The organism is Hyphomonas jannaschiana VP2 (genome assembly GCF_000685215.1).
GTDB classification, from domain to species: Bacteria; Pseudomonadota; Alphaproteobacteria; order Caulobacterales; family Hyphomonadaceae; genus Hyphomonas; species Hyphomonas jannaschiana.
In genome coordinates this window covers 386,683-394,430 of the sequence record NZ_ARYJ01000003.1, presented here as the reverse complement: position 1 = coordinate 394,430, position 7,748 = coordinate 386,683, and the positions used below count along the sequence as shown (strand labels likewise).

The 7,748-nt window shown below is 62.0% G+C and carries 8 protein-coding genes; 3 read left to right on the top strand and 5 right to left on the bottom strand.

Annotated features, from left to right (window positions below):
* Positions 1 to 64 precede the first annotated feature (64 nt).
* Together HJA_RS06560 and HJA_RS06555 are read right to left on the bottom strand one after the other, a co-directional pair.
* Entirely contained in the window at positions 65 to 1,222 is a 1,158-nt protein-coding gene (locus tag HJA_RS06560; protein ID WP_035579638.1) for a DUF3137 domain-containing protein, read from the bottom strand.
* A gap of 74 nt (positions 1,223 to 1,296) precedes the next feature.
* Positions 1,297 to 2,052 carry a GGDEF domain-containing protein gene (locus HJA_RS06555; protein WP_051597440.1) on the bottom strand — a complete coding sequence of 252 codons (756 nt, stop codon included), beginning with the start codon at positions 2,050 to 2,052 and terminating at the stop codon, positions 1,297 to 1,299.
* Positions 2,053 to 2,396: 344 nt separating this feature from the next.
* Between HJA_RS06555 and groES the strand changes: the two genes are divergently transcribed.
* The 3 genes from groES to HJA_RS06540 all read left to right on the top strand — a co-directional run bounded on the left by groES (position 2,397) and on the right by HJA_RS06540 (position 6,203).
* Positions 2,397 to 2,687 carry a co-chaperone GroES gene (gene groES / locus HJA_RS06550; protein WP_035579636.1) on the top strand — a complete coding sequence of 97 codons (291 nt, stop codon included), beginning with the start codon at positions 2,397 to 2,399 and terminating at the stop codon, positions 2,685 to 2,687.
* Positions 2,688 to 2,742: 55 nt separating this feature from the next.
* Complete coding sequence (gene groL, locus HJA_RS06545; RefSeq protein ID WP_035579634.1) at positions 2,743 to 4,389, top strand: chaperonin GroEL; 1,647 nt, start codon at positions 2,743 to 2,745, stop codon at positions 4,387 to 4,389.
* Between the two features lie 188 nt (positions 4,390 to 4,577).
* Complete coding sequence (locus tag HJA_RS06540; protein WP_035579632.1) at positions 4,578 to 6,203, top strand: acyl-CoA synthetase; 1,626 nt, start codon at positions 4,578 to 4,580, stop codon at positions 6,201 to 6,203.
* A gap of 10 nt (positions 6,204 to 6,213) precedes the next feature.
* Here the strand turns inward: HJA_RS06540 and HJA_RS06535 are convergent, their stop codons facing one another.
* The 3 genes from HJA_RS06535 to HJA_RS06525 all read right to left on the bottom strand — a co-directional run bounded on the left by HJA_RS06535 (position 6,214) and on the right by HJA_RS06525 (position 7,690).
* Complete coding sequence (locus HJA_RS06535) at positions 6,214 to 6,645, bottom strand: PaaI family thioesterase (protein WP_035579630.1); 432 nt, start codon at positions 6,643 to 6,645, stop codon at positions 6,214 to 6,216.
* On the bottom strand, positions 6,642 to 7,103 hold the full coding sequence (locus HJA_RS06530; RefSeq protein WP_035579628.1) for a DUF192 domain-containing protein: 462 nt from the start codon (positions 7,101 to 7,103) through the stop codon (positions 6,642 to 6,644). The genes HJA_RS06535 and HJA_RS06530 overlap by 4 nt, the downstream gene beginning before the upstream one ends.
* Positions 7,104 to 7,165: 62 nt before the next feature.
* On the bottom strand, positions 7,166 to 7,690 hold the full coding sequence (locus HJA_RS06525; protein WP_035579626.1) for a cold-shock protein: 525 nt from the start codon (positions 7,688 to 7,690) through the stop codon (positions 7,166 to 7,168).
* Between the last annotated feature and the right edge of the window lie 58 nt (positions 7,691 to 7,748).

Genomic DNA, 7,748 nt, shown 5'->3' with positions numbered 1-7,748 from the left:
ATGACCAGTCATGATTATAACGGACTATAACTGACTATACCGGACTATACCGGACTATACAGGATCAGAGGCGGCCCTGGACCCATTCGCGAGTGAGGAAGCCGTCGATCAGGTCGCAGACGAGGCCCAGTTCCGACAAGGCCGTCGAGAAACGGCGCGGGTCGACCAGCGGCTGGAAGACCGAGCCGGCCTCGAACTGATTGTCCGCTTCGAGGGCCAGCGTCATGTGGCCCTGATCGAAGAGGCCGCGCAGCTTGCCGCCTGAGAAATGCCGCTCCAGCGCGATGAGCCGCTCCATCCGGTCCGGCGAGAGCAAGGCGCGCGCCTCCACCTGGTCGCTGGAATAGACGGTGAAGGCTTCGTCGAGCTCCCGGGAAATCAGGTCGACCTTTTTGAGATCGCCCGCGCCCTTGCCGCGCTTCCACCAGCCGGACCGGGCCATCAGCGTACGGCCGGAAAAGGGCTGGGGGTATTCAATATGGATGAGGATGCCCTGGAACACGGTCTTGCTGTTCTTGCCGCCGGTATCGAGCTTTGCCTCAACGAGGGCGAATTTCGTACCGGCCCGTTCGCCTTCGATCAGGTCCTCGAATTTGCGCCGGCTGTGCCCCGGCAGGAGGGCCGCGTCTTTCAGGAGCTGGTAGGCCGGGGTCGGCGGCGGCTGGCCGGCCCCGTCATGGGTGGTGACCTGGATGTCCCCGAACAGGGTGGAGATGGTCTTCGCCTCCCCCTTCTGCGGCCCGGCGATGGTTTCCATCAATTCCTTGCCGCGGGTTTTCAGGGACTGGAAATCCTCGATGCCGGAGAGGTCCGGGTGAAGGGTTTCGTAGTTGAAGCCAAACGGCTTGCACGCCGCCTTGAGGATCAGGTCCTTGGTGGCGGACTTCAGGGAATAGACCTTCAGCCAGTCAAAGCCGGAAATGAGGACGACAATGATCGCCCCCAGGAAGAAGGACAGCGGAAAGAGAAAGCCCGCTCCCCCCGACAGCACCATGATGAAGAGCGCGAGCGGCACGGCCACGAGCAGCCCCAGAAAGGTGCGGGACTTCGCCCGGGAAATGGTTTGCTTGCGCACCGCTTCACGCGCGCCAAGTTCCGGGGCGAGTTCGGTCTCCCAGATGCGTTCGGCGTCGGCAAATTCGGGCCGCTGGCTGGCCAGCAGGCTCAGCGGCCGGGCCCTGCGGATCGCATTGTCGATATGGCTGCTGTTACCGATGTCCATGGCGAGTCCCCCTGCACCCTGTCATGCCGTGCAGATGCGCCGGAATCCAGCCCGTCCTGGCCGGTGGGGCGCGATCAGGCCGTCGCGGCGAGGCGCGGCCCGGCATAGGTGATGCGGTTCCGGCCGGTCGACTTGGAGACGTACAGCGCCTTGTCGGCAGACTCCACAACGCGGTCGAAGGCGGCATCCGGGGTCAGCATTTCGTAACCGAAGCTGGCCGTGACCGAGATCTTCTCGCCATTATAGTCGATCTCCGTGTGTTCCAGACGCTCGCGCAGCCGGTCACAGACCAGCCAGGCCTGGTCCCGGTTGACGCTGGACAGGAGCACGACAAATTCCTCCCCGCCCCAGCGGCCGAGCTTGTCGAACGGCCCGCGCAGTTCGGAATAGGCGATTTCGGCAATCCGCTTGAGCAGCGCATCGCCCGCCTGGTGGCCGTAGCGGTCATTGACGCGTTTGAACTGGTCGAGATCGAACAGGATGAGCGCGGCCATGCCGCCCATGCGGCGCTGGCGCTTCATCTCGTCTTCGGCGGAAATGCGGAAGAAACGCCGGTTCAGCAGGCCGGTCAGCGGGTCGGTCGAGGCCAGGGATTCGAGCTGGCGCTGGTACCGCTTCAGCTGAAACTCGTGCTGGGAAGCGATCGTTGCCGTCGGGATGGCCACGCAGGCTGCGACAACCAGGTTTGCGACGAGGAAACGCTGGGGATCTTCCAGCACACCAAGACGGTAGACGAAAACGGAGAAGGTGAACGACAGGCAGAGCGCTGTCGTCGCAACGAAAACGAAAAAGGTCAGCGAGTCTTTTATGTCCCGTGCGTAGGCGCTCATTCGATCCCATCTCCTGGTTATTATGCCCGTCTCCTGCCGGGTTGTGGCGTAGTTATTACATGGAATGGCTACGATGACGCGAAACCGGGCCGGCAAATTTGGCGCCCCGGCTTCAGACTTTTGAAACGCCTCGAGGAAGCGCCAGGAGACGTTGGCACAGGGGTTCCGGCGCTGCCCGGACGTGAAAAAATTTTGCAATTATCCAGTTGACGCTCTTCGGTCCGGGCCCTACCTCCGGTGCACCGCTAGCAGTCGGCAAGGGTGAGTGCTAATTCGCTGCTGCAGGCTGCTGGCTCCCGTGAGATCTATTCAAACTCGCATTCAAGATTAGAGGGCAAACAGCCATGAAACTTCGTCCCCTGCACGATCGCGTCGTCGTACGTCGCGTCAAGGAAGAGGAAAAGACCAAGGGCGGCATCATCATTCCCGACACGGCTAAGGAAAAGCCGCAGGAAGGTGAAGTGGTCGCTGTCGGTAAAGGCACAACCGGTGAAGATGGCAAGACCATCGCTCTGGACGTGAAAAAGGGCGACCGCGTCCTGTTCGGCAAATGGTCCGGCACGGAAGTCTCCGTCAACGGCGAAGACCTGCTCATCATGAAAGAGAGCGACATCATGGGTGTGCTGGAGAAGTAATCTCCGCCCCTGAACGCTTTCCAGAAATACAGCAAATTCAAAGAGGTAACTCGAAATGGCTGCAAAACACGTAGTTTTTGGCGCTGACGCCCGCGAAAAGATGCTCAAGGGCGTCGACACGCTGGCCAACGCCGTAAAAGTGACGCTCGGCCCGAAAGGCCGTAACGTCGTCATCGAAAAATCCTTCGGCGCCCCGCGCACCACGAAGGACGGCGTCACCGTCGCAAAAGAGATCGAGCTGGAAGACAAGCTCGAAAACATGGGCGCACAGATGCTGCGCGAAGTCGCTTCGAAGGCCAATGATGTGGCAGGTGACGGCACCACGACGGCAACCGTTCTCGCCCAGGCCATCGTCCGCGAAGGCATGAAGCGCGTCGCCGCCGGCATGAACCCGATGGACCTGAAGCGCGGTATCGACAAGGCTGCGGCCGAAGTCGTCAAAGACCTCGCTCACCACTCCAAGAAGGTGAAGACCAACGAAGAGATCGCCCAGGTCGGCACCATCTCCGCCAACGGCGAAACCGAAGTCGGTGCGATGATCGCTGAAGCCATGGCGAAAGTCGGCAATGAAGGCGTCATCACGGTTGAAGAAGCCAAGTCGCTCGAAACCGAACTCGACGTCGTCGAAGGCATGCAGTTCGACCGCGGCTACCTGTCGCCGTACTTCATCACCAACCCGGACAAGATGATCGCAGAGCTCGACGACTGCTACATCCTGCTGCACGAATCGAAGCTGTCCAGCCTGCAGCCGATGCTGCCGATCCTGGAGCAGGTCGTTCAGTCCCAGAAGCCGCTTCTGATCATCGCTGAAGACGTCGACGGCGAAGCCCTGGCCACCCTCGTGGTCAACAAGCTGCGCGGCGGCCTGAAAATCGCTGCCGTCAAAGCCCCGGGCTTCGGCGACCGCCGCAAGGCCATGCTGCAGGACATCGCTGTCCTCACCGGCGGCCAGGTCATCTCTGAAGACCTCGGCATCAAGCTGGAAAACGTCGGCATGGAAATGCTCGGCACCGCCAAGCGCATCACCATCGACAAGGACAACACGACCATCGTCGACGGCGCCGGCAAGAAGAAAGACATCGAAGCCCGCGTGTCCCAGATCCGCAAGCAGATCGAAGACACCTCGTCCGACTATGACCGTGAGAAGCTGCAGGAACGCCTGGCGAAACTCGCTGGCGGTGTTGCCGTGATCAAGGTCGGCGGCGCAACCGAAGTCGAAGTGAAAGAGCGTAAGGACCGCGTCGACGACGCCCTGAACGCAACCCGCGCCGCTGTCGAAGAAGGCATCGTCCCGGGTGGTGGTACGGCCCTGCTCCGCGCCTCCAAGAACATCGACGTCGTTGGCGACAATGATGACGAGAAAGCCGGCATCGACATCGTCCGCAAGGCGCTTGAAGCTCCGGTGCGTCAGATCGCCGAAAACGCTGGTGTCGAAGGTTCTGTGGTCGTGAACACGATCCTGCAGACCAAGTCGCGCTCGCACGGCTTCAACGCCCAGACCGAAGAATATGGCGACCTGGTTGCCATGGGTGTCATCGACCCGGTCAAAGTTGTCCGTTCGGCCCTGCAGAACGCCTCCTCCGTGGCTGGCCTGCTGATCACGACGGAAGCTGCGATCGCCGAAGCGCCGAAGAAGGAAGCTGCCGGCGGCGGCATGCCGGACATGGGCGGCATGGGTGGCATGGGCGGCATGGGCTTCTAAGCCCCGCCCGGACACTTATCCGGAAAACAAGGCGGCCTCCCGGAAACGGGGGGCCGCTTTTCTTTTGGGACCGGCACGCCTCCCCCGGATTGGTCAATCCTGACCTCTTACCCAACGGAACGATTGCGGGGCGCCCTTCCACTCCGTAGCATTGGCACAGAGCTGGCGAAGACCGGCAGGAGGAGGAAATGATGAGCTCGCAGGATTTCTGGAATCTCGGTGATTTGCTGGACGCGGTCGGCGCGGCGCTCGGGCCGGACGATATTGCCCTGGTCCATGGCGACCGGCGCATCACCTGGCCGGACATGACGGCCCGCTCCAACCGGATGGCGCGCAACCTGCTGGCACGGGGCGCGAAGACAGGCGACAAGGTCGGCTTCTATCTGCGCAACCAGCCGGAATACATGGAAGGGCTCGCCGCCTGTTTCAAAGGCCGCCTGACGCATGTGAACGTCAATTACCGCTATCTCGAAGACGAGCTGTTCTACATCTTCGACAATTCCGATGCGACGGTCGTGTTCTTCGATGTCGAGTTCATGGACCAGGTGAAAAAGGTTCAGCCGCGCCTTCCGAACGTAACCAGCTGGGTCCAGATCGGCGGCGGCGAGACGGCGGACTTCGCCGTGGCCTATGAAGACCTTGCCACACAGGGCGACCCGTCCCCGCTCGGTTTTCCCCGGTCCGGCGATGACCTGCTCTTTCTCTATACCGGCGGCACGACCGGCATGCCGAAAGGCGTGATGTGGTCCCACAAGATCTGGCGCCAGGCCGGCATGGAAGGCGCCGAAGCGCAGGGCCTGCCGGTGCCGAAGAACATTGAGGAACATGTCATGGCGGCGCAGGCGCTAGGCCGGCATGTCCGCAACATTCCCGCATGCCCGCTCATGCACGGCACAGGCTTGTTCACGGCCATGGGCTCATTGGTCGGCGGGGGCACCATCGTGACCCTCACGGAAAACAAGCATTTCGATCCGCAGAACCTGTTCGAAACCATCGAACGGGAGGGCGTGACCAATATGGCCATCGTGGGCGATGCGTTCGGCAAGCCGATGCTGGCCTATCTCGACGCCAATCCCGGCAAGCACAAGCTGGACACGGTGGTGGGCATCATCTCGTCCGGTGTCATGTGGAGCACAGAAGTGAAGCGCGGCCTGCTGCGCCACATGCCGAACGCTGCCATGACCGACAGTTTCGGCGCCTCTGAAGCGGTCGGCTTCGGCACATCCATCATGACTGCGGACGGCGAGGTGAAGACGTCGAAGTTCACCATCGGCTCAAAGTGCAAAGTGTTCACAGAGGATGGCCGCGAAGTCGTGCCGGGCAGCGGCGAGGCAGGCTTTATCGCCCGCGGCGGCGCGGTGCCGCTCGGCTATTACAAGGATCCGGAGAAAACCGAGAAGACGTTCAAGACGATCAACGGCGTGCGGTACTCCGTACCCGGAGACTGGTGTACCGTGGAACCGGACGGCACGATCACCCTGCTCGGCCGGGGCTCAAATTGCATCAACACCGCTGGTGAAAAGGTCTATCCGGAAGAAGTCGAGGAAGCCCTGAAGGCGCATGACGCCGTGAAGGACGCGCTGGTCGTCGGCGTGCCGGATGACAAATGGGGCCAGGCCATCACGGCCGTGGTGTCGCTCGACGGACAGGCCGACGAGGCCTCCCTGCGGGAGTTCGTGAAAACGAAGCTCGCCCATTACAAGGCGCCGAAGCGGATCCTGTTCAAGGACGATCTCGGCCGCGCGGTGAACGGCAAGGCGGACTACAAGTCCATCAAGGCGTTCGCGCTTGCAGAACTCGGCATTGACGCCTGACCGGTAACGGTCAGGCCTTGCGGCGCCGCAGGGACCGGAAGACCGCATCGGCCCGTGCCACCAGCGCGCCGTCCTCGGTCTTCATGTCCGCCATGACGTGAACAAGGTCGCCATCCACGCCTTTGACCTGCGGGTGCGCTTCCAGCCAGCTGCCTTCCGGCACGATGCCCATGAATTCCATGGTCAGCTTGATTGTCACGGACATGCGTTCGGTCGCAGACCACACAGCCCAGGCCAGCGCGCTGTCGGCAAAGGCGCAGATCATGCCGCCATGCATGAAGCCCATGCCGTTGCAGTGGCGGTCCAGCACCCAGATGCCGCTGCGAAGGTCGCCCTCGCCCGTTGCCAGGTAGGACGGGCCATTATGGATCGAGAATTTGCCGCGCGTGGGGCGCGGCGCAAAGCCGGGCGGCGGCGGCTTCAGCGCGCCGTCTTCGCTCATTCGTCAGCGTTGCCGAAAATGGGGTGGATCACTTTATCGCCGGGTTCGATGCCCAGCTCCTCGGCGCGGCCGCCATTCAGCTCCAGGACTGATTTCACCGGCACGCCGGGCGTGATGGTGCGCAGGGAGCCGGGTACGGTCTCACGTGCGATGGCGATGACCTTGCCTTGCGGGTCCATGAACAGCATGTCCAACGGGATCAGCGTGTTCTTCATCCACATCGCCGCTTCGCGCGGCTGGCCGAAGTCGAACAGCATGCCCGCATCCGGGTCCATGCTCTCACGGTTCATGAGGCCGGTGGTGATTTCTTCCGGTTCGTCGGCGATCTCAACCGTGAAGGCGTGGGCGCCATTCGCGGATTCGATGGTCAGCGGGCTGGTTTCCAGCTCGGCCAGGGCAGCCGGCGCGGAAAGAACGAGGGCGAACGCGGCCATGCCGCTGACAAGAAAGCGTTTCATGCCTCATGGTTTAGCCGCCGCTCAGACCAGCGGCAAGCATTCGTGGCGGTTGGAATGTGTCGTCAGCGCGGCTTCAGGCTGGTGACGTGCTCGCCCTTGGCGCCGTCCTCGATGATGGCCTCCAGAGCGGTGCCCGGCTCGATCTCTTCATGGCCCGCTTTGCGCAGCACAACGGCATGGACGAAAATGTCCTCATCCTTGCCTTCCCGCTGCACGAAACCATAGCCGCGCGCCCGGTTGAACCACTTCAGGGTAACAGGCTCATAAGCCGGCTCCACGCCCAGCTCCCGCGCCACGACGGCCTTCGGACGCTCCATTTCGATAATGCTGGCGGTCTGCCAGCCGCGTTCGGTCTGCATGGCGTTGCAGACGATGCGGGCGCCCTCATCGGCATAGGTTTCGCCATAGGAACGCAGGCAGGTGATGTGAATCATGACATCGCCGGTCAGCCCCGGGTCCGAGGTCGATTCCGCCACGATGAACCCGTAGCCCTTGGCGCTGTCGAACCATTTGACGCGACCGATCACACGCACCGTTTCAGGCGTGGGGGCCGACTCTGATTCTGATCTTGCAGCTATTCCCGTCATCAACCCTAATTCCCCTACGACGCAACGTAAGAAATGTTAACGCGCTTGTCACGCGATC